14 protein-coding genes and 1 tRNA gene are annotated in these 24,049 nt (G+C 70.0%); 5 read left to right on the forward strand and 10 right to left on the reverse strand.

Annotation, left to right across the window (positions count from 1 at the left end; all coding sequences use genetic code 11):
• Nucleotides 1-1,926: a glycosyltransferase gene (locus tag F1193_RS05550; protein ID WP_150096692.1), complete on the reverse strand. Its 1,926-nt coding sequence runs from the start codon at nucleotides 1,924-1,926 to the stop codon at nucleotides 1-3.
• 93 nt (nucleotides 1,927-2,019) lie between these two features.
• Between F1193_RS05550 and F1193_RS05555 the strand changes: the two genes are divergently transcribed.
• The 3 genes from F1193_RS05555 to F1193_RS05565 all read left to right on the forward strand — a co-directional run bounded on the left by F1193_RS05555 (nucleotide 2,020) and on the right by F1193_RS05565 (nucleotide 6,167).
• Nucleotides 2,020-2,895: a transporter substrate-binding domain-containing protein gene (locus F1193_RS05555; RefSeq protein WP_150096693.1), complete on the forward strand. Its 876-nt coding sequence runs from the start codon at nucleotides 2,020-2,022 to the stop codon at nucleotides 2,893-2,895.
• Nucleotides 2,896-3,041: 146 nt separating this feature from the next.
• The gene (locus F1193_RS05560; RefSeq protein ID WP_150096694.1) at nucleotides 3,042-4,685 is read left to right on the forward strand and encodes a lysine--tRNA ligase; all 1,644 of its coding nucleotides are present in this window, start codon (nucleotides 3,042-3,044) and stop codon (nucleotides 4,683-4,685) included.
• A 168-nt stretch (nucleotides 4,686-4,853) separates the two neighbouring features.
• Nucleotides 4,854-6,167, forward strand: coding sequence for a bifunctional folylpolyglutamate synthase/dihydrofolate synthase (locus F1193_RS05565; protein ID WP_246164150.1), 1,314 nt, complete (start codon nucleotides 4,854-4,856; stop codon nucleotides 6,165-6,167).
• 40 nt (nucleotides 6,168-6,207) lie between these two features.
• Here the strand turns inward: F1193_RS05565 and F1193_RS05570 are convergent, their stop codons facing one another.
• On the reverse strand, nucleotides 6,208-8,109 hold the full coding sequence (locus F1193_RS05570) for an HWE histidine kinase domain-containing protein (RefSeq protein ID WP_170263405.1): 1,902 nt from the start codon (nucleotides 8,107-8,109) through the stop codon (nucleotides 6,208-6,210).
• Nucleotides 8,110-8,279: 170 nt separating this feature from the next.
• On the reverse strand, nucleotides 8,280-8,957 hold the full coding sequence (locus tag F1193_RS05575; RefSeq protein WP_425457210.1) for a protein tyrosine phosphatase family protein: 678 nt from the start codon (nucleotides 8,955-8,957) through the stop codon (nucleotides 8,280-8,282).
• A gap of 602 nt (nucleotides 8,958-9,559) precedes the next feature.
• Between F1193_RS05575 and F1193_RS05580 the strand changes: the two genes are divergently transcribed.
• Entirely contained in the window at nucleotides 9,560-11,122 is a 1,563-nt protein-coding gene (locus F1193_RS05580; protein WP_150096697.1) for a hypothetical protein, read from the forward strand.
• Nucleotides 11,123-11,254: 132 nt separating this feature from the next.
• On the opposite strand, the gene F1193_RS05585 is transcribed toward F1193_RS05580, so the two are convergent.
• The 7 genes from F1193_RS05585 to F1193_RS17760 form a co-directional block, all read right to left on the reverse strand.
• Nucleotides 11,255-12,565 (reverse strand): TIGR02679 family protein, encoded by a 1,311-nt coding sequence (locus F1193_RS05585; RefSeq protein WP_150096698.1) that lies wholly within the window; start codon nucleotides 12,563-12,565, stop codon nucleotides 11,255-11,257.
• Nucleotides 12,562-16,725, reverse strand: coding sequence for a TIGR02680 family protein (locus F1193_RS05590; protein WP_210247306.1), 4,164 nt, complete (start codon nucleotides 16,723-16,725; stop codon nucleotides 12,562-12,564). The genes F1193_RS05585 and F1193_RS05590 overlap by 4 nt, the downstream gene beginning before the upstream one ends.
• Entirely contained in the window at nucleotides 16,722-17,999 is a 1,278-nt protein-coding gene (locus F1193_RS05595; protein WP_150096700.1) for a TIGR02678 family protein, read from the reverse strand. The genes F1193_RS05590 and F1193_RS05595 overlap by 4 nt, the downstream gene beginning before the upstream one ends.
• 9 nt (nucleotides 18,000-18,008) lie before the next feature.
• Nucleotides 18,009-19,532 carry a TIGR02677 family protein gene (locus F1193_RS05600; protein ID WP_246164152.1) on the reverse strand — a complete coding sequence of 508 codons (1,524 nt, stop codon included), beginning with the start codon at nucleotides 19,530-19,532 and terminating at the stop codon, nucleotides 18,009-18,011.
• A 777-nt stretch (nucleotides 19,533-20,309) separates the two neighbouring features.
• A tRNA-Arg gene (locus F1193_RS05605) sits at nucleotides 20,310-20,386 on the reverse strand.
• A gap of 160 nt (nucleotides 20,387-20,546) precedes the next feature.
• Nucleotides 20,547-20,960: a BrnA antitoxin family protein gene (locus tag F1193_RS05610; RefSeq protein WP_246164154.1), complete on the reverse strand. Its 414-nt coding sequence runs from the start codon at nucleotides 20,958-20,960 to the stop codon at nucleotides 20,547-20,549.
• Nucleotides 20,947-21,249, reverse strand: coding sequence for a BrnT family toxin (locus tag F1193_RS17760; RefSeq protein ID WP_150096702.1), 303 nt, complete (start codon nucleotides 21,247-21,249; stop codon nucleotides 20,947-20,949). Before F1193_RS17760 ends, F1193_RS05610 begins: the two co-directional genes overlap by 14 nt.
• A gap of 370 nt (nucleotides 21,250-21,619) precedes the next feature.
• Between F1193_RS17760 and dnaG the strand changes: the two genes are divergently transcribed.
• Nucleotides 21,620-23,569 (forward strand): DNA primase, encoded by a 1,950-nt coding sequence (dnaG, locus tag F1193_RS05620; protein ID WP_150096703.1) that lies wholly within the window; start codon nucleotides 21,620-21,622, stop codon nucleotides 23,567-23,569.
• The last annotated feature ends 480 nt before the right edge of the window (nucleotides 23,570-24,049 follow it).

The raw sequence follows: 24,049 nt of genomic DNA on the forward strand, positions 1-24,049 counted from the left end.
TTAGCCGGCTTTTTGGGCCAGCGCGTCGTCGCCGATCCGGCGCTTGTCGCGCGTGCGTGCCTCCTGCGGCGCGGGCTTGGTTCGCACCGAGGTCAGGGCGAAGCCGTGCTCGGTCTTTTCCCAGCGGAACGGATCGACGGCGAGCTGCCAGGCCGCCCGCCACGCCGCGGCCGACAGCAGCAGCCAATAGACCGGCATGGTGGCGGCCACCCAGCCGATGGACAGAAGCCGCCGCCGCGCCAGCCCGGCCAGCACCAGCGCCGCCGAGGTGAGATAGCCGAACGTCAAGGTGGCGACGGCGAGCCCGGTGAGCACGACGCCGATTGCGTCGCTGGCGGCGGCGCCCCCCCGGGCCGCCTGCAGCGCCAGCACCAGCACGAACAGCGGGTGCACCAGCGCCGACAGCACGCTGCCGCCGATCATCAGCTGGAAGGCGAGAAAGCCGGTGAGGCCCAGCTCGCCGAGCAGCCGGCGCGGCTGGCGCATGTGCACCAGCCAGGTCTGCATCCAGCCCTTGAACCAGCGGGTGCGCTGCTTGAGCCAGGCCGGCAGGCGGCGCGGCGCCTCCTCCCAGGTGGTCGAGGCGATCAGCCCGGTCTGCCAGCCGAACCGCGCCAGCCGGATGCCGAGGTCGGCATCCTCGGTGACGTTGAACGCATCCCAGCCGCCGATCCGCCGCAGCACGTCGGCCCGGAAATGGTTGGACGTGCCGCCGAGCGGCACGGGCAGGCGATGGGCGCTGACCATCGGCAGCAGCACGTCGAACTGGCCGGCGTATTCGCCGGCAAACAAACGGGTGAGCCAGCCGTCGCGCGCATTGTCGATCGCCAGCCGCGCCTGCACGCAGGCGAGCGCCGGCCCGCCTTTGCGGAACGCCGCCACGGCCTGGCGCAACTGGCCGGGCTCCGGCCGGTCCTCGGCGTCGTAGACCACGAGATGCTCGCCGCGGGCGAACGGCAGCGCGGCGTTGAGCGCCTTGGGCTTGGTGCGCGGGCCCGGCGCCGGCGACACCACCACCCGGACGTGCGGCGGCGCGCCCGCCGCCTCGATCGCGGCCAGGGTCTCGTCGTCGTCGGCCTCGACCGCCAGCAGGATGTCGAGCTTCTCGGGCGGATAGTCGAGGGCGCCGAGGGCGCCGAGCAGCGGCGCCACCATTGCCGCCTCGTGATAGAGCGGCACGACGATGGTGTAGCGCGGCAGGTCGCAGTCGGGACAGGCGAGGCGGGGCGCTCGCGCATCGTCCGGGTGCATCAGCGCTACGCCGCGCAGCGCGATCCAGCCGAGGAAGACGAACGACAGCAGGATCTGCACGACGGCTTCGGCCACGCCCGCCGCCGTCAGCGCGGCAAGAATGATCCCGCCGCCGATCGCCGCCGGCAGATATCGCCGCCGCCGGCGGACCGCCGCCGACAGGTCCGGTGCGCGTCGCTTGAGGTCGAAGGCCGCGGCCTCCGCCAGCCGCCGGCCGGCGCGCCGCAGCACATAGGCTTCGAGCCGGGCGGGCGAGGTCAGGCACAGGGTGGTCCCGGTGGCGGGCAGCGCGCGCGCCAGCCGCACCAGGTCGCGGATGCGCCGCCCCTGCGGCGCGGCGGCGATCAGCAGGCCGGACGGTGTGCGCCGGATCGCCACGAACCCGGCGGCCAGCGCCTGCGGCCGCGGCGCCAGGTCGTCGGGGCGGTCGTCCGCGCCGTCGAGCGCCGCGAAGTGCAGGCCGAGCCAGGCGGCGAGCCGCCGCATATAGGCGTCGCGCCCGATGATGCCGGCGCCGACCAGCGCCTCGTCGCCGCCGACGCCGATGCGCTCGGCGCGGGCTGCGGCATCGAACAGCGTGGCGAGCGGCAGCGTGCCGATCATCGGCACGAGCTCGACCGGCAGGCCGGCCAGCCGTGCCTGCCGAGGCCACGCCCCTGAATTTTCCGCCGACACCGCGCCCCCGCCCGCTTGCGCCTGCCACAATCGTCTGTAAGCGTGCGGCCGATGGAAACTGCGGATAAACGCGGAGCGCGTAAGTTGATCTTGATGCGAGTCCTGCGCGCAGCCGGCGTCTGCGTGGCGGCGATGCTGGTGGGATCGGCGCTGTTGGGGTCGGCCCTGGCCGGTCCGGCCGCGCCGGCGGTTGCGGCGGACACCGGCGTGCGCGTGCCGAGCTTCTGGGATCCCAAGCACCGGCCGGAAAAGCCCGAGCTCGGGCGATTGGCGCTGATCCGCTTCCTCACCGAGGAGGATTATCCGCCCTTCAACTTCAAGGGCGCGGACGGCACGCCCACCGGCTTCAATGTCGATCTCGCCCGCGCCATCTGCGAGGAGCTGAAGGTCGCCTGCACCGTGCAGATGCGCCGCTTCGACACGCTGCTCGATGCGCTGAACGACAACCGTGGCGATGCGGTCATCGCCTCGCTCGCCATCACCGCGCAGACCCGGGCGCGGGCCGATTTCACCGACCGCTACTATCGCTCGCCGGCCCGCTTCGTCGCCCGCACCGATTTCGACCTCACCGACATCCGGCCCGAAACCATCACCGGCCGCGCCGTGGCGGTGGTCGCCGGCACCGCGCACGAGGCCTATCTGCGGGCGTTCTTCGCCGAGACCAGCCTCAAGACCTTCCCCAGCTTCGATGCCGCCAAGGAGGCGCTGAAGGCGCGGCAGGTCGATCTCCTGTTCGGCGACGGCATCGCGCTGGCGTTCTGGCTCAATGGCAGCGACTCGGCCAATTGCTGCGCCTTCCGCGGCGGGCCGTTCCTGGAGAGCCGCTATTTCGGCGAGGGCGTCGGCATCGCCGTGCGCTCGGGCAACGAGGCGCTGCGGCGCGCCTTCGACTGGGCGCTGCAGAAGCTGTGGGAGAAGGGGGTCTATACCGACCTCTATCTGCGCTACTTCCCGATCGGCTACTTCTGAGCGCGCGGACCGCTCCCAGGGCCGCGTCTTCCCTGGCAACGGTTGTTTCGTTTCCGGCATCCCGAAGGGATCGCCCGGAAACCGTCCGATTGACGCCTTGAGCCCTGCGGGATTTATCTCCCGCGCGCCATCATCCGAGATTTGTCATGACCACCGACACCGCCGCCCTCAGGGCGCTCGCCGAATCCTCCACCGCCTGGCCGTTCGAGGAGGCCAAGAAGGTGGTCGAGCGGCTGAAGCGGCGGCCGAAGACAGACGGCGAGGCCGTGCTGTTCGAGACCGGCTACGGCCCCTCCGGCCTGCCGCACATCGGCACCTTCGGCGAGGTGGCGCGCACCACCATGGTGCGCCACGCCTTCCGCGTGCTCACCGAGGACCGGGTGCCGACGCGGCTGATCGCCTTCTCCGACGACATGGACGGCCTGCGCAAGGTGCCCGACAACATCCCGAACAAGGATCTGGTGGCGACCGCGCTCGGCAAGCCGCTGACCCAGGTGCCCGACCCGTTCGGCACCCACCCCTCGTTCGGCGCCCACAACAATGCCCGCCTGCGCGCCTTCCTCGACGCCTTCGGCTTCGACTACGAGTTCGTCTCGGCCACCGATTGCTACACGTCGGGCCGGTTCGACAAGACGCTGCTCACCGTGCTGGCGCGCTTCGACGAGGTGATGGCCATCATGCTGCCCTCGCTGCGCGAGGAGCGGGCGCAGAGCTATTCGCCATTCCTGCCGATCTGCCCGCGCACCAAGGTGGTGCTGCAGGTGCCGATCGTCGCGCGCGACGTGGCGGCCGGCACCATCGCCTACGACGACCCCGAGACGGGCGAGCGCGTCACGGTGCCGGTCACCGGCGGGCACTGCAAGCTGCAATGGAAGCCGGACTGGGCGATGCGCTGGACCGCCTTCGGCATCGACTACGAGATGGCCGGCAAGGACCTCATCGACTCGGTCAAGCTGTCGGGCGAGATCTGCAAGGCGCTCGGCGGCACGCCGCCGGAAGGCTTCAATTACGAGCTGTTCCTCGACGAGAAGGGCCAGAAGATCTCGAAGTCCAAGGGCAACGGCCTCACCATCGAGGAGTGGCTCGCCTATGCCAGCCCGGAGAGCCTGGCGCTCTACATGTTCCAGCAGCCGAAAACCGCCAAGCGGCTCTATTTCGACGTCATCCCCAAGACGGTGGACGACTATCTGACCTTCCTCGACAAGTATCCCGGCCAGGACGACAAGACCAGGCTCGCCAACCCGGTGTGGCACATCCATTCCGGCGCGCCGCCGAAGATGGCCGTGCCGATCTCGTTCTCGATGCTGCTGAACCTCGCATCAGTGTCGCACGCCGAGGACAAGGCGGTGCTGTGGGGCTTCATCCAGCGCTACGCGCCGGGCTCGGGGCCGGAGAGCCACCCCAAGCTCGACGAGCTGGTCGGCTACGCGGTACGCTACTACCACGACTTCGTCAAGCCGTCGAAGCGCTTCGCGGTGGCGGACGAGGTGGAGCGCGAGGCGCTGGCCGCCCTGCGCGCCGCGCTGGCCGAACTGCCGCCCGAAACGTCGGCCGAGGACATCCAGGTCAAGGTCTACGACATCGGCCGCGCCATTCCGCGCTACCACGACCTCAAGGCCAAGGGCGCGACGCCGGAGCGCCCCGGCGTGTCGCAGGAATGGTTCGCCGCCATCTACCGCCTGCTGCTCGGCCAGGAGAAGGGGCCGCGCTTCGGCTCGTTCGTGGCGATCTACGGCCTGCCCGAGACCGTGGCGCTGATCGACAAGGCGCTGGCGGGCGAACTGGGCTGAGCGGGGAGTGAGGGGCCTTGAGGGGGTACGCCCCCGGCGCGTGGAGGGATCAACCGGAACCGCATTGCGGGCGCGCTTGCGCACCGGCGCGAACGTCCCGATATGGGCGCTGGGCGGATCTGGGCCGCCGCTGCATGGGGCGAACGAGAGCCGCCCGCGGAGACCGACGTGACCGCTTTCGACGCTGTGCTCGGCCGGCTGAGCGCCCTGCACCCCAAGACCATCGACCTGTCGCTGCAGCGCATCGACCGCCTTCTGGCGCGGCTCGGCGATCCGCAGCGCAGCCTGCCGCCGGTCATCCACGTCGCCGGCACCAACGGCAAGGGGTCGACCATCGCCTTCCTGCGGGCGATTCTCGAGGCGGCCGGCCGGCGGGTGCACGTCTACACCTCGCCGCACCTCGTGCGCTTCAACGAGCGCTTCCGGCTGGGGCAGGCCGGCGGTGGCCGCCTCGTTTCCGACGACGAGCTGGAGTCGGTGCTGGGCGAGCTCGAACGCGCCAACGCCGGCCAGCCGATCACCGTGTTCGAGATCATCACCGCGGCGGGCTTCGTGCTGTTCGCGCGCCACCCGGCCGACGTGGTGCTGCTGGAAGTCGGCATGGGCGGCCGCTACGACGCCACCAATGTGATCGAACGGCCGGCGGTCAGCGTCATCACCCCGGTCTCGCTCGACCATGTCGACTATCTCGGCACGACGATCGAGGAGATCGCCCGGGAGAAGGCCGGCATCCTCAAGCGCCGCGTGCCGGCGGTGGTCGCCCGCCAGCCGCTCGATGCGCTGGAGGTGATCGAGCGGCAGGCGGCGCGCCTCGCCGCGCCGCTGTTCGTCTCGGGCGAGCAATGGCACGCCCATGAGGAGGGCGGCCGGCTGGTGTTCCAGGACGAGGACGGGCTGCTCGACCTGCCGCGGCCGCGGCTGATCGGCCGCCACCAGATCGAGAATGCCGGAACGGCCATCGCCGCGCTGCGGGCGGGGAAGTTCGCGCTGCCGATGTCGGCCTACGAGGCCGGGGTCGCCGCGGCGGACTGGCCGGCGCGGCTGCAGCGGCTGGGGGCCGGCCGGCTGATTCGTCTCTTGCCGGCGGGCGCCGAGCTGTGGCTCGACGGCGGCCACAATGCCGGCGGCGGCGAGGTGGTCGCGGCCACCCTGGCCGACCTGGAGGAGCGCGCACCCAAGCCGCTGGCGCTGGTGTGCGGCATGCTCGACACCAAGGAGCCCGAGCCGTTCCTGCGGCATTTCGCCGGCCTCGCGCGGCGCCTCGTGGCGGTGCCGGTGCCGGGCCATGAGCGCGGGCGCCCGCCCGGGACGCTGGTCGAGGCGGCCGGCGACCTTGGCTTCGAGGCCGACGCGGCCGAGAATGTCGAGGCGGCGCTAGCGCGTCTCGCGACAGCCTTCGAGGACGCGCCGCGGGTGCTGGTCACCGGCTCGCTCTATCTGGCCGGCGACGTGCTGGCGCGCGACGGCACTTTTCCCACTTGATGGGAACACAAGTCTCCGGCCCCTCAGGCCGGAAGCCGTATCAATGGAAATACCGGGCGCTGCCGTCGAGGCGCCAGACGAGGCCGGAGCGGTTGAACTCCATGGTCACCGTGCCGTCGACCGCCGCCCCGGCGACGCGGGTGAGCACCATCGAGCCGAATCCGCGCTCGATCGGCGGCGTCTCGATCGGCGGGCCGCCCTCCTCCACCCATTCCAGCCGGAACCGGCCGCCCGAGCCCGCGCCCCAATGGACGCGGATGCGCCCGGCGCCGTCCGACAGCGCGCCGTACTGGACCGCATTGCGGGCGAGCTCGTGGAAGGCGAGGCCGAGATTGTGGGCCGGCTCGGGCGCCACCTCCACCTCCGGCCCGTCGAGGTCGATCCGGTCGCCCAGCGGCGCCGGGAACGCCGTCATCTGGGCGATCAGCAGATCCTTCAGCCGCACGCTCTCCCACTGCCGCTCGACCAGCAGCGTCTGGGTCAGAGCGAGGCCCTGCAGGCGCTCCGAGAAGCGGTCGAGGAAATCGTCGATGCCGCTGGCGATGCGGCCGGTCTGGCGCGCCATGCCCTCGACGACGGCAAGCTGGTTCTTGGCGCGGTGCAGCGTCTCGCGCATCAGCATCTCGACGCGGACCTGCGAATCCTTGCGCGCCGTGATGTCGTAGAAGGCCACCACCGCGGCGACCAGCGCCCCCGAACGGTCGCGCACCGGTGCGGAATTGACGGCGATGATGCCGCGGCTGCCGTCGCCGCGGAGGACGCGGATTTCCTGCTCGGGCGCCCCCTCGCCGCTGCCCAGCACGCGTGCCAGCGGCCACTCCTCGGGCGCGAGCCGCCGGCCGTCCGGATGCAAGCCGACGAGATTCGAATAGGCGTCGATGCCGCCCGACGGATCGGCGGGGGCGCGCAGGATGCGGCCGACCTGATCGTTCGCCAGGACCAGCCGCCCCGAGGGCGCCTCGGCGACGATGACGCCGATCGGCATGGCCCGCACCACGCCTTCGAGGTGGGCGCGGCCGAGATCGAGCTCGGACCTGGCGTCCTGCAGCGCCCGCCGGCCCGCCCACATCAAGGTGACGCTGGTCATCAGCGCCAGCGCCGCCAGCGCCGCCATCCGCTGCAGCCAGGGACCGTGAACGGCCACGGCCGGAACCGAATAGGCCACGGCGAGCGGCGCCCCGTCGAGCTTGCGGACGGCGGCGATGCCGCTGCTGGAGTCGGGGGCGGCCTCGCCCTCGTTGGATCCGGCCTGACCGTCCGCCGCGCGCGCCGCGGACAGCGCCCCCCCTGCTTCGCGGGACAAGGTGTGGCGGTCGAGCAGGGACTGGCGCACCAGGACCGTGCCGTCGGTGCGCACCAGCGCCACGGCTGCGTCGCGGCCGCCGCCGGCAGAGCGCAACAGCGCCTCGAACGGCCGGGCCGAGACGGCCACCCCGACGTCGCCGGCGAACCCGCCGTCGCGCCGAAGAGGGCGGCTCAGCGTGAAGGCCGCCGCCCCGCCCTCGGGCAGGGACGCGGCCGACCCGACGCGCAGCGCCGTGCCCGGCTCGGCGGCGCCCGGCTCGGCGCCGGTCTCCTCCGCCGGGAGCGCCCGGAAGACGCCCCCGGCAGAGACCCGGTGGGCGTCGGGGCCAACCACATAGATCGACTCGATTTCGGGGATCTCGGCCCTCACCTCGTCGAGATAGGCGCGAAGCTCCGCCGAGCCGCGAACGGCGTCCCAGGGCTGCCTGCCCACGCGGTCCTCGACGCGGGCCATGACCACGCGGATGCTCCGCAGCACCGCCTCGGCATGGTTGGCGAGAGCCTCGGTCTTGGCCTCGACGTCGTCGCGGACCTTCTCGGCCGTCTGCCGATAGTCCAGCACCGCTTCGGCCAGGAAAATGGTGATCGGCAGCAGCACCGCCGCGGCCGCCAGGACCTTTGCGGGCCGGCGCCGCATTCGGCACCGTGCATCATCGCTCGTCTTCTGGAGAGACGCTGGCATTTCCCTGAAGCGCTTGAAGCCCCGACCGGGAGAGAACGCCGGCGGCGGACGGTGGTTCCGAACCCGGCACGCGCGCGTCCGCCTGCGCGAAGTAGAGTAAGAAAAATTCCCAACAGGTCTATGGATTATTCGCGGCGGAGGATTTTGTCGACGAAGAAACTGGCCAGACGGTCCTCGTGAAACGCCCGACGGATCGCCACCGGATCGTAGTGTTTTGCTACCCAGTCGCGAAACTCGATCGGCGCGGCGGCGTTGCGGTCAAGATACGTCTCGAAGAAGGCGTCGAGCACACCGGTCCGCGACTGCCGGAAATGGCCGTAGCGCGTCGACAACTGGCCGGCGGCCTCGGCCACCGGGCGTCCCTCGTGCAGCACGAGGTAGAGGGCGGCGGCGAAGCCGGCGCGGTCGGCGCCCGATTTGCAATGGATGAGCGCCGGATACTCGATGGTGGCGAACAGCCGCTCGGCGGCGAGAATATCCTCGCGCGGCGGCAGCTCGCGCGAGCGCACCGGCAGGTCGACCAGCCTGAGGCCATGGCGGGCGCAGGCCTCGACCTCCAGCGGATAGCTGCCGAACTCCCGCCCGCCGCGCAGATTGACCACCGTCCTGATCCCCATGCGGGCCAAGGCGGCGATGTCGTGCGGCGCCGGCTGGTTGGACCGCCACAGCTTTTCGGACACGCGGTGGCGGTTCTTCCAGAACAGCCGGAACACCCCGTGGTCGGCCATAAGCATGTTGGCCCAGGCCGAGGCGCGCGCCACCGGTCCGTCGATCGGGCGAGACCAACGGGCGATCCGGGCCATGCGGCGGGCATAGCGTTCGTCGGGAGTGGGAGAGAAGACGCGGCGCACGCGGGGTCTATACTGGGCCACCGGGCGGACGACAACCGGCGCCATCACGGCAATGCGTGCGCGCCAACGCGTGCGGGACAATACCTGCGCGATGCGGTTTCCGGCCGGTCCCCTCGCGATCCCGGAAACGGTCTCGGCGAAAAATCTCCGATCTGGAAGGGATTGTTCGGCGACGGGCGGGCGGCTCGAAGGCCCGATCGGCCGGAGGCCGTATGCCGGCCTTGGAATGGCTTTATTCTGCGCCACGGTGTCGTGCCGCAGCCTTTGATGCTAGAGCACCTCCAATCTGACGGAATCAGCTCGGACGCTCAGGCCCTTGAGGCGGCTTCCGGGGATCGCGTGGCGATCGCGCGGAAGCAGATGCGCCGGAAGCCCTTGTTCGACAACGGGGTTTTCGGCGACCGGGAGATGCCGCTCCGGCCCCTGGGGCCGGATTTGTATGAGGTATCGCATTTTCGAACGCAGGGCCGGCTCCCGCCCTTGCCGAAGACGCCCGAATGCGATGCAGCCGCCAGCCCCCCGCGTGTCCCGCACGCGCGCCATCCCCTCGCTCCATGACCAGCCCCCGGCAGACCTCACGCCCGACCGCGTCCCGCTTCACACGCCCCCAGCTTGCCGCCCTGTTCCTGGCGCTGGCGACGCTGGCGGCGATCCCGATCCTGACCCATCCGGTGCCGCCGCTGTCGGACTATCCGAACCATCTGGCGCGCATGCACGTCATCGCCGTGCTCGACCGCGACCCGGACCTCGCGCGCTTCTACGAGCTCGACTGGCACATCATCCCCAACCTGATGATGGATCTGGTGGTGCCGTGGATCGACCGGGTGGTCGACGTCTACACCGCCGGCCAGATCTTCACGATCCTGACCTTCCTGCTGATCATGTCCGGCACGACGGTGCTGAACCGCGTGCTGTTCGGCGGCTGGTCGGCGTGGCCGTTCATCGCCTTTCCGCTGCTCTACAGCGGCGCCTTCCTGCTCGGCTTGATGAACTATCTGTTCGGCATCGGCCTGGCGCTATGGGGGCTCGCCGCTTGGGTGCACTGGCGCGAGACGTGGCTGCCGGTACGCCTCGTGCTGGCGACGGTGATGGTGGGCCTGCTCTATGTCTGCCACCTGTTCGCGGTGGGCCTCTACGCCATCGGCCTTCTCGGCTTCGAGATCTGGCGCCTGACCACATCGGACGATTCGCGGCCGTGGCGCATCCTCGATTTCGTCCTGAGCGGGCTGCCGTTCCTGATCGTGCCGGTGCTGCTGGTGCGCAGCCCGACCTGGGGGCTGGCGACCCAGAACGAGTGGGAGCCGACCGGAAAGATCGACGGCCTCGTCACCGTCATCGAGGTCTATTCCGACGTGGTGGCGTTCGGCCTCACCGCGGCGGTGGCGATCACCGCCGGCTGGGCGGCCCGCCACGGCCTGCTGAAGCTGCACCCGTCGGCCTGGATCGTGTTCGCGGTCGGCGCCATCGTCTATCTGGCGCTGCCGCGCGTGCTGTTCGGCTCCTATTACGCCGACCAGCGGCTGCCGATCGCGCTGGCCTTCATGGCGGTGGCGTTCGCCGACCTCGACCTGCACCGGCGCTGGACGATGCGGGCGTTCTGCATCGTGCTGGTGGCGCTGCTGGCGGTGCGGGTGCTCGAAGTGCAACTGGCGTGGCGGCAGCTCACCCGCTGGACCGATTCCTTCCGGCAGTCGGTGCAGATGATCGACCGCGGCGCCAAGGTGCTGGTGGCCTATGCCGACAACGCCCAGGCCGACGACGTGCGCGACCTCGGCCTGTCCCACGCCGCCTGTCTGGCGATGATCGAGAAATCGGCGCTGGTCACCACCGCCTTCACGGTGCGCGGCAAGCAGATATTGCAGATCAAGCCGGCCTGGCGCGACCATGCCGACACCGAGGACGGCACGCCGCCCTCGGAGAGCCAGCTCGTCGCCTCCTCGCTGCGCAGCGTCGATGCGGTGCAGAACTATTGGGACGATTGGCCGAGCCGGTTCGACTACGTCTATCTGCTCTATGCCGAGCGCGGCAGCGAGAACCCGGCGCCGGCCTGGATGTCGCTGGTCTATGAGGGCACCCGCTTCCAGCTCTACCGCGTGGTGCCGACCCCGCCGGGCTGAGGCGCAGCGGGGCGGAGCGAATGGGAGACAAGGCGGCGCCCGCGCTGAGGCCGGTCGCCGGGCCGGCGGCCCTCTCGCAAAGAGCTGCCGAAAGAGCGCCGGGCCGTTGTCCCGGACCGAACTCGAGATCGATCAAGAATGGCTGACGATCGGCTGGCCGGTCGACCGGCCTGTGTCGAGATCCTGCAGCAGCGGCTCCGTGAGCGCTTCCTCGGCGATGGCCAGGCGATGTTCCTGCATGGCTGCGGCCAACGCCACGTCCCACGACGCCTCGGCCGGCTCGCCTTGGAGAGAGTGTCCCATGCCGGCGGCGGCGTGGACGGCGGCCAGGTAATCGCTCGCGCCAAGACGCCACGGCCGCGCGTCGAACGCGCGCATCACATGATTGGCGATGCGCAGGCCCGGCCAGTCGAAATCGCCGTGATAGAGCAGGCGTGCGCCGGCTTCTGCAAGCTGGGCGAGAAGCGTCCGCTGGGCCGCCGCAGGCATGCCATCGGTACACACCAGCGGCGCGCAATGCGCGCCCAGGCGATCGGCGGCGATCGCCAGCAAATTGGGATTCTCGCAGACATGGACCTCAAGGCCAGCGGCGTCCCATCGCGGCGGCGCGCGCAGCAGCGCGCGCAGCGATGCGTAGCGCGGCTCTCCGTCTCCGCCGGCGCATAGGCCCTTCGCCGGCAGATTCAGGAACAGCGCAGGACGCGCCAGTTCGTTGACGAGCACGCCGGCCATGGCCCAGAGATCCCGCGCACGCTCGGCGGCCGGCTGTGAAACGGCGTCGGCCTCCTGCGCCGGCGCGCCGCCGACATCCTCGCCCGTCTCCCTGCGCGCGGACAAAGCGAGCCGGCGCTGCGTCGCGAGCACAAGGGTCGCAACGGGTTGGCCCGCGTCCAGCGCATGGGCATCGCCCAGGACCTCGGCGGCGAGTTGCGACCGCGTGATGCCATGCGCCGGCAACCGCCGCAAGACGGCCTCGGCGCGGCGGCACAGCTCCGTTGCCCTCGCGGCATCCTGCCGGGCCAGGCGTCTGAGGAGGCCCAAACCCGAAGGCTCGCGGAGCAGATCCGACAATCGGGGATCGCGACAATTTTCAACGACCTGTGCCCACTGATCGCGCGCCCGCAGGCGCGTCGCCACCACGTCGGGAATGGGACCGTCGAGGCGCTCCAACGCGTCGCGCAGCGAGCCTGCGACGCCGGCGTTGCGAAATGACGCATCGACGAGGTCGAGGTCGATGCGCATGGAGGCGGAAAATCGCTGCGGCCGGCCGGTGAGGGACGCCAGCGCCGCGTGTTCGTCGGCGGTCAGGCCATCGATGCGAATATGCTCCAGCGGCCGGTCAGGATGCGCATGCGCGAAACGCCGCCGCAATCGCTGGCGCAACCCGGCAAGGCTTTCGCCACCGAGCAGACGAAGCAGGCGGACGTCGGCCGGCTCGCTCATGCGGGTGCGAACCTGCGGTCGGGATCGGCCTCGCGCCGGCGTGCCCGGCCGTCCCACGTCCATCGCGAGACGAAGACGGCGTCGATGCCTTCGCGCCGCTGCAACTGGCAGATGGCGACGCCGGGCAGCTCGGCATAGCAGGCCCACTCGCGTTCGCTGGTGAGGACGAAGTCGAGGTCGAACTCGTGGATGAGGCCCATGCAGTGGGCCCGTGCGGCGTCGTCGATGCCGGCGAAGGCCTCGTCGAGCAAGATCAGCCGCGGCGCCTGCGCCGAGGCGCCCTGGCCGTAGAAGCTCGCGACCGCCGCGAACAGCGGAACGGTCAGGCCGAGCGCGCGTTCGCCGCTGGACGCCGGCCCGGACAGCTTGCGCCACTGGCCATCCTGCCAGCGCTCGATCCGGAAGCGGTGCCAGCGGCGATAGTCGAGCGCGGCGGAAAGCTGGTCGAGCAGGCTGCCGCCGCCGATGGGGTCGGCGCGCTCGCGTTCGGCAAGGATGCAGCGCTGCAGCATGGCGCCGACCACGGCACGATCCTCCGCGGACCACAGATCGGCGCTGGTGTTGAGCAGACGCTTGCGTGCCGCATCGAGGCCGATGGGTGCGCCGTCCTCCTCGTCCAGCGTCTGCCAGATGAGGCGGAAGCGAACGCCGGTGGAGGTCGGGCGCTTGTACAACTCCCCATTGATGGCGTCGCGCTGCGCCTCCGCGTTCTGCATCAGGCGCTGGATTCCCGTTGCGATCTCCGCCTGCAGGTGGTTCTCCAGCACTTCGCGTTCCTTGGCCGTGAGCAGTTCGCCGCGCTGGGCGATTTCGTCGGCGAGGCGGGCAGACAGGCGATCGGGACGCTCCGGACGGTTCTGATAGACGATGTAAACGACCAGGCCCCAATCGCCGACATCCGCGACGGCCTGATGGCCCAGCGCGCCGAGCGCACGCTGCAGGTCGGCGAACTCCTCGTTCAGCTGCTTCAGGACGCGCGACCAGGCATCGTCGTCGTCCTTGAGGTCGGACAGAGCCTGCTCGACGCGCCGCGACAGCGTGAGCGCCGGATCGATCGTCCACGGCACGCCGATGTCCGGCAGATCGAGGTCGGGAATGGCGGCGGCGAGCAGGCCGGTGGCGGCGAACTGCTGCCACCGGGCGACCGCCAGCCCGCGCGCATCGCTCTTCTGCTGCAGCGTCTCGGCCGCGGACCTCGCCTGCTCGCCGGCCACCGCGCGGGCTTCGCGGGCGCTGCTCTGGGCGGTCCGCGCATCATCCAATGCGCTCTCGCTGGTCTTTGCAGCCTCCGTGGCCTCCGCCAACTGCCGCTTCAGGTCATCGACCTTGGCACCGATGGCGCTGCGCAAGGTTTCGAACCGTGCGGAGGCCTCCTCCGCCTCGGTTCGGGCGACGCCGAGCCGCTCCTGGCCCGCCTCGAGATCGGCCCTCGCCTCGTCCTCGCGGACGCGGGATCGTTGCAGCTCGGGCGCGGCGAGACGCACCTCGTGGCCGGCCTGCGCCAGCTGGCCGAGCGTATCGCGGTAGCGCTCCAGCGCCGTTTCCACGTCCATCAAGGCCTCGGCGGAGTCGGGCAGGCGCATGTCGGCGGCGTCGGTCGCGAGGCGTTCGCGGGCAGCCTTCAGGGCCTGCTCGGCGGTGCCGCGCCTGTCCTCGGCTTCGGCGAGCCGTACGCGGGCCAGCTGGGCTTCGCGCGCGGCGGCCGCAGCCGCCAGGTGAGCGGCGCGGAGCGCGTCCTCGGTGGGCGAGCGCCGCCACTCGTCGTCGGCGCGCGACCGGTCGGACGCGATCTCGGCGGCCATCGCCTGCAGGACGGCGCGCTCATCGGCGATCTGCGTCAGGCGCACTGCGATGTCGGCCAATCGCCGCGCGCGCGCCGCGGCACGGGCCGTGTGCCCGACATGGATGGCGGCCGGCTTCGTCCAGGCGCCGGCGAGCGTGCCGAGGCGGAAGCGGCCGTCGGGCGCGACCCACGCTTCGGCCTCGATCACATCATCGTCCGTGCAGGCAATGCCGGAGAGGATTCCCGCAACGATATCGGCCGGCACGCCGCTTTCGGGCGGCCCTGCCGGGACAAGCCAGTCCGCCAGGGAGGACGGATATCCCGGTCGCGTCATGAGCTGCGTATCGCGCAGCAGCGTGCCGCCATCGCCGGTCTCAACGCGGCCCTCGGGCGAGACCCAGGCGTCGAGCAGCCCGGCGGCTTCCAGCGCCGCTTCGAGCCCGGCGCGCTGCGCCTCGCTCACCCGTTCGCGGAAGTCGACGAGTTGCCAGAGCGGCGCGCCGGACCGCACCCGTCGCGCGTCCGGATCGCGCGTGTAGGGCGGCGGCGGCGGCGGATCGGTGCCGGCTTCGAGGCGGCGGCGCTCGTCTTCGAGCGCGGCGGTCTCAACCTCCAGGGTCTTTCGGCTGCCGTCGAGCGCGGCGGCGCGCTCCGCGAAGCGTTCCGCGGCCCGCTGCTGAGCCGCCTGCAGAAGGCGTCGCGCCGGATTGTCGCCGTCCATCACCGTGACCCAGGCGGCCAAGGCGGCGAGCGCCCCAAGGCCATCGTCCGGTTCGACGGCCAGTTGCACGAGATCGGCGAGGTGGCGTTCCCAAGCGCCGACCAAGTTTACGCCCTGCGCCTCCACGTCGGCATCGGCTTGAGCGCGGCGTTCCTCGGCGGCGTCCGCGTCGAACTGGCGCTCATCCCGAATGCGGCGACGCTCCGCGTGCTCCCTTTCGGCCCTTTCCATCTCGTCCCGGCGCCGTCGCAGCAGCGCGATGTCCTCGCGCCGAGCCCTGGCCGCAGTCGCCAGGGCCGCGACGGCCTCGTCGAACCCATGCGGCGCGAGGGCGACCAGCGCGTCGACGTCGGACGCGGCTACGGGATTCTCGGCGTGTGCCGCGGCAAGGCCGGCCGCCGCCGCGTCGGCCGCGGCCTCCCGGCGCCTGTCCTCCAATCGGCGTTGCCCGTGCTCCGCCCGCTGCTCGGCGCGCGCCACGTCCTCCCGGGCACGGGCCAGCCGGCGGACGGCCTCGCTGGCGGCCGCGGAAGCGCTGTGGAGGGCTTCGCGACGTCGCGAAGCCTCCTGCTCGGCCCGCTCAAGGGATGCGGCGTCTTTCATCGCCGGATCCTGGCGCAACTCGTCGAGCCGCGCACGAGCGCGCCTGAATGCCGCGTCCGCCTCGTCGTGTCGCTCGCCGGCCCGCGTCTCGTCGGCCAGCGCCCGTTCGAGCCGCGCCTGAGCGTCGTTGCGCGCGCGGCTGGCATTGTCGAATTCGCTCTGCGCTTGACGCAGCACGCGCGCCTGCCGGCGGCTCTGCGTGCCCGCATAGATCCGATAGCGCCGCTCGAACTGTTCGACGGCTTTCGCCAGAGCCTGGAATTCCTCAAGCTGGCGCCGATCCTCCTCCAGCTGGCCGAGCGCCTCGGCGACATCACCGAGCAATTCGGGGGCGAGCGGCGGCAAGGCCTCGGAGAGCGCGTTCGAGAGCGCGGTTTCGTCGGGCCGCTTCGAGAGCTGCGGCTGTCGCAGCTGGATGAGCGTATCCATCAGCGCATCGTAGCGCCTGACCCCGAGCCGGAAGAGCCGTTCGTCCACGGCGCGCCGATAGTCGCGCGCGGCCTCGAAGACCTGACCGCGTCCGAGCAGTTGCTCGCGCAGGCGTTCCTTGGTCAGCACGACGCGCTGGGCGTTCACGAGCCACAGGTCGCGATTGAGGCGCGCGCCGTCGGCGTCCTCCAGGATGAAGAACCAGGCCTCCACCTGCGGACGCGCCGCCGCTGCCGAAAGGCCGGCCCCTAGCGTGAGAAAGCGCGGCGTTCCGTCCTCGGCGAGGCGGCCGAACTCGATCCAGGCATAGCCGATGCGCCTGTCGTAGCTGCTCATCAGCAGATTCCAGGCCATCTTCTTGCCGCTGTCGCCGTCCGGCTCGATGCGCGCCGGCTTGAGCTGCGCGTCGAGCAGGAACGGCAGGGTCAGCGACAGCACCTTCGACTTGCCGGTGCCGTTGTTCCCGCGCAGCAGCAGGTGACCGTCGCGGAACCAGAACTCTTCGCTGTCATAGTGGAACAGCTCCACCAGGCCGATCCGGAGCGGCTGCCAGCGCTCCCGCGCCGGCATCGGCAAGGCCGGCCTCTCGGTGGCCGCCGCGGACAGGGTCATGCCGTCCATCATGGCGTCTTCAGCCCGGGAGCGTCGTGAGAGCGGCGGGCGTCCCCGAACAGCTGAATGTCGGCTTCGCCGAGGGCAAAGCGCACCAGCGCCGGCCGTGCCTGCACGCCGTTGGCGTCGCGGGCGACGAGGCGCAGCTTTTCCAACCGCTCGATCGCGATCGCAGCAAGCTCCCGCTCGCTGCCCGGCTCGCGCGCCGAGCGGCGCCAATAGCGGCCGAAACGCTCCCTGGCCTCGCCCAGAAAGTGGGCGATGTCCTGTTCGGGCAAGGCCTCGAACGCCCGATGGCCGTCCTTGGCGCGCCGCGCGAGATATTCCGCGACAAGCAGCGTCACATGCGCGTCGGTGCCTTCGGCGGGCATCGCGACGTCCGTCAGCGATCCCGTTTCGTCCGTGAGCGCGAGGCCTTCCGCCCGCTGCTCGGGCATGAGGCCGGTGGCCTCGCACAAGCGCGCCGCCATGGCGCCGCGCTGGTTGACGAAATAGGCGCGGGTTTGAGGTTCGAGACACTCGACATAGATCACCGGATCGTCCAGCAATTGCCGCGCGATCCGGTGCCGAAGCGCCGTACGCCGGGCTTCCTCGCTGTCTGCCACGTGCTCGTCGGCGAGCGCATGCAGCCGCTCGTCGAGGGTGGCGGGCGCGTCCCCGGCGGCCCAGGTCGAAGGGCCGCGCACCGCCGCCAGCATCCCGGCCAACGCGCGCCGATGCACGTCGTACAACGCATCGCCATGATCGCGGCCGGCCTGGACGAACGACTCCTCGTCGCCCGCGACCCGCTGAAGCACGCCGAGGTCGAGCAATGTGCGGCATACCGCCACCAGATCGCGCCGTTCGTTCTGGGTGCCGAGCGTGAAGGAATAGCCACACCCGGCGAGCACCGGGTCTACAGAGAGTTTCAGCACCCGATCGCCGAGCAGGTGCAGCGTGATCTGCGGGTCGGCGCGTTCGAGCACGGCACAGGCGAGGCACAGCAACACATATCGGCCGCGACCGTATCCCGGCAGGCCGCGCGTGGCGTCGGTCAGGTCGGCCGGCCGCTTGTACAGGCGGGCGCCTTCCCGTTCGACGTGGAGGATCCACCCCGTCTCGCGCGCGAACCAGTCCCGCAGCGGCCCCGCATGGCGGCGCACCACGGTGAAGTCCTGGTGCGTCGGACTCATCAGCGGCGTCATGAGCAGGCTTCGCGCCGCGGTGCGGAACTCGTCCCGCTCGGCCTCTTGCTGCCGCTCGCGGATGTCGCGGCTCGTCCGGTCCGCGCGGCGATCTGAACTCATCCCTCGGCCTTAAGTGGGGGTGATCGTGACGAGATGATCGCGGCCCGCAAAAATTCCGTTTGGCGTCGTGATCCGCGCGCGGCTGCCCGGGGCCAGCGGCTCAAGCCTGATCTTCAACAGACCATCGCCCGTGCGCCGTTCCACGGTGCTGTCCGGTCCGGCCTGGCCGCTCAAGGCCTCGCCCAGCAGGCTGAGGAACAGGCCGAATGCGTGCCGATCGAGTTCGCCGAGTTCCGAAAGCCGCGCCGGCCGACCGGTGGCGAGTCGCTGGCGCGCCGCCTCCACCTGCGTCGATTCCTGCGCGAGTTGAAGTGCGAGAAAGGCCCGGCCTTCGCCGCGGTCTTTCACGCGCGGCAAGGGGCCGCGCGGGGCGGCTTCGCCATATTCGCGCAGCCGAGGATGTATCTGCAGAGATGGCGCCTCGGCCCACGGCGTGTGCGCCGGCAGATCGGCGTCAGCATCGGCATTGAGCAGGAAATGCCGCGCCGGGTTGATTGCGAAGGCTGCCCGCGCGAGCCGATGTGCCGCAGTGTCGTCGTCGCAGGCTGCGAACCAGCTGGCGAGCACCCGGAAATCCGCCGAACGATCGCTGCGGCCGCTGCGCCGCTCGTTGAGCGCCGCGATCGCGCCCAGGAGTTGCGGAATGGCGGACCGCGCCCGCGCCCGCAAAAGTTCGGCTTGCGGCGGCTCGTTGCCGCTTGAGAGAAACCAGCCGCGCAAACCTCGCCAGCGCTCCTGCCAGACCGCGTGGTATCGGTCCCTTGCATCGGTCCAGTCCTGCGCATCGCCCGGCGCGGCATCGCGCGCCTCGCGGGCGGCGACGTGCCACAGCATGGCGTCGATGTGCGGCTCGAGCGCGTCGATGAGGCGGGCGATGGAGTCCGAGCGCCGGACGAGGTCGCCCATGAACCGTTCGAGATAGTCGATCAGCCGGCGCTTGTAGCTCGCCACTGCGCTCGCCTCGGCCTGCTGCAATTCGATGCTGCGCGCCACGCCGGCCATGAAGGCCTGCGCATTCTCGGCCAGCCCTTCGAACACCCGCACGAGATCGCGCATCGTCGCGTGAATCTTGGCGACGTCAATCTCGGCGACGTCGGTGTCGGGGTGGCCGGCCAGCGCCCGGAGCGCCTCGAGCCGGCTGGCGATGTCCTCGAGCGCGACGGTCTGCAGCTCGGCCCGGCGCTGCAGCGTCTGCACGAAGGCCGCCAGCGCCGCTTCGACGGCTTCGCCGCCCTGCGACAGCCGGTAGAGGAAGCGGGCGCGATAGAAATCGCTCAAGGTCGACACCCGGGCCATATCCGGGTGCGATTCCAGGTTGCCCCAGGCCGTGAGCTGAGCCAGAGCGGCGCCGACCTCTTCGATGCGGGGCGCGGATCCCGGCCACGCGGCCTCGGCCAGGACCTCGTCGGGTCGCAACTGCAGGCGGTACTGCCGCTTCGCGGCGGCGAAGACGTCCATGATGCCGCGATAGAATGCGGCCTTTTCGGCACTCACGTGTCGGAACAGGTCGGCAGCGCTGTCTGCAACCGGCAAGGGTCGGCTCCTTGAAGGCGCGATGTTTGTTCTTTGTTCTCTGTCCGTCAAGTCCATTTGGAGCAAGTCGCCCCTGAAGAGGTCGCGCTTCAAGCGATCCGGCCGCTGACTGACGCGGCCCCGCTTCGCCGGGCGGCGAATGCGGTGGCAAGCACGCTGGCGGCAGCGATGGGGGAGAGAGCCCGAAAACGCCCATCCTCAAGTTCGGACGCGGCCTATGATGCTCCGATCGCATTGTCGATCTGCGCAAACTTGCGGCTGTCGACCATGGCCGGTTGTTCCCGCCGACCCGCGTCATTGTCGGGCAAGGCCAGCGATTCGAGGCTGCCGGACTGGAGCGGAAATGCTGGGCAAGTGCCGCGGCCATCCGCGAAATCTCCAAGGAGGCGTTCACGGCAGCCGGCCTGCCGTCCTCCAACCCGCATTCCTTCCGGAACACGCTGACGCGGCTTGGCGAGCCGGCGTGCTCGACCCCCGAAGAATCCAAGGCCTGAAGCCAGAATCTCGGCCACCAGAAGGTGCTGACCACCTTCTCGTCATACGGGCAGGTCGATATACGGGCAGGTCGATTGGCACCGGCAGGCGGATATTATCCGCAAGCTGTGGCAGCCGATGGAGGACGACCGGGCGCTTGCCGAGATCGTGCGGGCGGTGCTGGCCGCGCAAAAGCGCGAGACTGCATCCCAGAATCGCCGCTGACCTGCCGCGCCGTGCTGCCCCGGTGTTACCCCGGAACCTTGGCTGGCTTGATCGGCTTCTCTAACTTGTTGATCTTGCTGGCGCACCCGACAGGATTCGAACCTGTGACCTTTGCCTTCGGAGGGCAACGCTCTATCCAGCTGAGCTACGGGTGCCAACGCGCGGCGCACCATACCGGATGGATTTCGCGGCATCAACGCCGGTGCCGGCCTTTCCGCCGCTGCATGGACGCCACCGTCTCCGCAAGAGACACTCGACACCGGGATTTTCGGCGATCGGAATACCGCTCGAAGGCTTGATCCGCCGGAAACCGCCTCAGGTGCCGGTCTTGGGCTTCGGCTTTGGGGCCCGCGCCGGCGTGCCCGCGGACCGCGCGGGCTTCGACGTCTGCGCGCGCATATAGGCGCGCAGCACCGCGTTGATGCGCTTCTGATAGCCGGGCCCGGCCGCCTTGAAGAAGTCGAGCACGTCGGGGTCGAGCCGGATCGAGATCGGCACCTTGTTGGCGGGGACCACCACCTCGGCCTTCGACCAGTCGATCGACTGGGCTTCCTGCCAGTCGGGATCGTCCGCCATCAACGCCGCGATCTCGGCGTCGGTCATCTTGGAGACGCGATCCCAGTCGGTCTCCGACTTGCGCTTCTCCAGCCGGCCATCAGGCAGTTCAATGATGTACTCGCCATCGGGCAGCAGCGAGACCAGCCGGACGATCTGTTCACGGTGGTCCATATACTTTGTGTTCCTCGTTACGGGCAGCCCGCGCTGAAATGATTCGGGTCCGGTCGTTGCGCTGCGTATGGATCACGGCGACGAGCCGCCCATCCACCAATCCAACAGTTACCCAACGTACACTGTCGCTTCCGGAGTATGTCCTCACGGAAATTGCACGATCATCCTGAAAGACACGGATCGCATCAGTAAAATCGATACCATGCTTTTGGACATTTACGTTCCGCTTCAACTCGTCCCATTCAAATCCATGGAGCGAGAGACTTTCGCCAGTAATACTTACGAGCATTTCCGGAACCCTTCTCGGAATAGCGAATGGATCTAAGTTCCATTTTTCAGCTCCAAGCTCGTTTGTGCGTTTGAGGTTTGTGCGTTTGAGGTTTGTGCGATTGTCAGCTTAATTGCTTGGAAGTAACTTCATTGACTTGAGTTTGTTCGGGTATCAACGCTCCCTTCCCTGAATAGGAGCACGAACGCGGCAACCCACCGGGGTGTATATACGAACGTAGGCACTGGCACAAGGCCATTTGGCAGAGCCCCTGTGTTCAGCGGGGATAACCCCTGCCCGGCCGGCGCCCTATTTTGGCGCCATGGGGGTGCCATAAGCGAGGATGCAGGGTTGACTTGAGAGCCCCCGCAGCGCCCCCGTTCCAAAAGCCATGCGCTTCTCGCCCCAGATCCTCGATGAGATCCGATCCCGCCTTAGGGTGTCCGACGTCGTCGGCCGCAAGGTGAAGCTCGCCCGGGCGGGGCGCGAGTTCAAGGGCCTCTCCCCCTTCAACGCCGAGAAGAGCCCGTCGTTTTTCGTCAACGATCAGAAGGGCTTCTATCACGACTTCTCGTCCGGCAAGCATGGCGACATCTTCACCTTCCTGATGGACGTCGAGGGCCTGTCCTTTCCCGAGGCGGTGGAGCGGCTGGCCGCCGAGGCGGGCGTCAGCCTGCCCAAGCCCAGCGCCGACGAGGCGGCAAAGGAGGTGCGCCGCCGCACCCTGCACGAGGTGATGGAGCTCGCCTGCCGGTTCTTCGAACACGCGCTGCAGGGCCGCATCGGCGCCCGGGCGCGCGGCTACCTCGCCGACCGCGGCCTCACTCCCGCCACCCAGCAGCGGTTCCGCTTGGGCTTCGCGCCGGACGACCGCTCGGCCCTCAAGCAGCACCTGGCCGAGGCCGGCGTGCCAATCCCCGACATGGTCGAGGCCGGGCTCCTGATCGCCGGCGACGACATCCCGGTGCCGTTCGACCGCTTCCGCGACCGGGTGATGTTCCCGATTCTCGACCTCAAGGGCCGGGTGATCGCTTTCGGCGGCCGGGCGCTGTCCAAGGACGCCCCGGCCAAGTATCTGAACTCGCCGGAGACGCCGCTCTTCCACAAGGGCTCGATGCTTTATAATGGCGGGCCGGCGCGGGCCGCCGCCCATGACGGCGCGCGCGTGATCGCGGTCGAGGGCTATATCGACGTCATCGCCATGGTCACCGCCGGGTTCGAGGCCACCGTCGCCCCGCTCGGCACGGCGCTGACCGAGGACCAGCTAACGGCGCTATGGCGGATGAGTCCCGAGCCGATCCTGTGCTTCGACGGCGACAAGGCTGGCCTGCGCGCCGCCTTCCGCGCCGTCGATCTCGCCCTGCCGCGGCTGGAGCCGGGCAAGAGCCTGGCCTTCGCCGTGCTGCCCGAAGGGCAGGATCCCGACGATCTGGTGCGCTCGGGCGGGCGGGCGGCGGTGGAGGCGATCCTCGCCCAGGCCCGCCCGCTCGCCGACATGCTGTGGGAGCGCGAAAGCCAGGACGCCCAGATCGACACGCCCGAGCGGCGGGCGGCGCTGGAGGCGCGGCTGGCCTCCGTGCTCGGCACCATCGCCGACGAGCGGGTGCGCCGGCATTATCGCGACGATCTCGCCGCCCGCACCACGCTGCTGTTCCAGCGCTCGGGCGAGGCGGCAGGGCGGCCGCCGGGGGCGTGGCGGGGGCGCGGCGGCCTGCCGGGGCCGCGCCAGATCCGCCGGCCGAACGGCAGCCTCGTCAGGCTGATGCCGACCGCGACCGAGATCGCGCCGCGCGGCTCCAGCCTCAAGCTCAGCGCCCTGGTGCGGGGCGCGGCCGCCGCCATTCCAACCCGCGAGGCGCTGGTGCTGTCGATCTTCCTCGCCCACCCCTGGCTTCTCGCCAACCATGCCGAGGAATTGGCGGAGCTGGAGTTCGCCCACCGCGATTGCGACCGGCTGCGGCGGGCGCTGCTGGATGCCGCCGCCGAGGATGTGCCGGCCGATGCGGCAGCCCTGGCCGCGGCGCTTGCCGGGCTCGGCGCCACCGACGCGCTGGAGCGGGTGCGCCGGGCGGTCACCCATACCGCCGACTGGCCGGCCCGGCCGGAGGCGGCGCCAGCCGACGTGGAAGCCTGCTGGACCCACGTGGTCGGCTTGCATCACAAGAAACGTACGCTATCTAGGGAACTTCGGGAGGCGGAGGAGGCGCACGCCAAGACCCAGGACGAGGGGTCGCTGGCGTGGCTGCGGGACGTTCAGGCACGGCTTGCGGCCATCGAGGGAACCGAGGCTTTGATCGAGGGGTTCGGCGCGGCGTCCGGCCGCGCATCGCGCGGCTTCTGATACGGTTTCCGGACGATCCCTTCGGGATGGCGGAACCACGCTCGCCGAAAATCCGGGTTCGAGAACGGGATTTTCGGGGATCGGACGGCGGCTCGACGGCCAAGCCGGCCGGAAACCGCACGAACGGCTGGCGACCGGGCCCATTGATCCTGCATTGTTAGCGTGGTTGGCGGGCAGGGTTAAGGCAGATTTAATCGTGTCCACCGACAAGTGGGTTCGAAGCGATCGGACAGCCTCGCAAAGGCCGGACGGCCGTTGGGGTGCCCCTTCGGGCGGGGCGGTGCGCCGGGTACGCCGGCAAAGATCGGACGGCGGGGCCGAACCATGCCGCCGCGCCAGACTTGATACGGTTTCCGGATGATCCTTGCGTGATCTGAGGAGGCCAGCGCGCCAAGACGCCCCGTTCGGTGGCGGCATGCTTGGCGATCGGAATGCGGCTCGAAGGCCTGATCCGCCGGACGCCGTGTCAAACGTTCGCAG

The sequence above is a fragment of the Blastochloris sulfoviridis genome (assembly GCF_008630065.1).
GTDB classification, from domain to species: Bacteria; Pseudomonadota; Alphaproteobacteria; order Rhizobiales; family Xanthobacteraceae; genus Blastochloris; species Blastochloris sulfoviridis.